Annotated in this window: 1 rRNA gene; it reads right to left on the bottom strand. The window is 39.8% G+C overall.

The annotated features are described in order from the left end of the window. Positions 1–215: 215 nt before the first annotated feature. Positions 216–333, bottom strand: a 5S ribosomal RNA gene (rrf, locus tag LI288_RS14230). Positions 334–339 lie beyond the last annotated feature (6 nt).

Genomic DNA, 339 nt, shown 5'->3' on the forward strand with positions numbered 1-339 from the left:
TACCGCACCTCGGATGTCTAAACATTGATATGTTTATTAGATATTTTAATATGCAGTTTTCAAAGAACAGGCACAGATTTTACTCTGCGTGACTGTCTGACCAGTCATCAGGTAACAGAAATCTTTTTATCTTTTCTGCTATCTCATCGCCAGTCAGGCGTTTATGTAAACCTTTAAGACTTTTACTTGTTTTCTTAAAAGTTATTTTTTTAATAATCTGGCAGCCACCTGCTTTCCCATACCGTCTCCAGTATAGTATCATCGGCCGCTTAAGGCTTAACCATCGTGTTCGGGATGTGAACGGGTGTTTCCCCTAAGCGCATCGCCACCAGAATAATT

It is taken from the genome of Lachnospira pectinoschiza (assembly GCF_020564355.1).
Classification (GTDB): Bacteria; Bacillota; Clostridia; order Lachnospirales; family Lachnospiraceae; genus Lachnospira; species Lachnospira intestinalis.